We start from the raw sequence: 309 nt of genomic DNA on the forward strand, positions 1-309 counted from the left end.
ATTAAGGGCGCACGGTGGATGCCTTGGCACTAGAAGCCGATGAAGGACGTTACTAACGACGATATGCTTTGGGGAGCTGTAAGTAAGCTTTGATCCAGAGATTTCCGAATGGGGAAACCCAGCACGAGTTATGTCGTGTTATCGATATGTGAATACATAGCATATCTGAAGGCAGACGCGGAGAACTGAAACATCTTAGTACCCGCAGGAAGAGAAAGAAAAATCGATTCCCTGAGTAGCGGCGAGCGAAACGGGAACAGCCCAAACCAACGAGCTTGCTTGTTGGGGTTGTAGGACACTCTATACGGA

At 48.5% G+C, this 309-nt stretch carries 1 rRNA gene; it reads left to right on the forward strand.

The window, feature by feature from the left end:
- Positions 1-309, forward strand: a 23S ribosomal RNA gene (locus tag ACY191_RS05930); the annotation flags it as partial.

This window comes from Staphylococcus sp. TCBT05 (assembly GCF_055179755.1).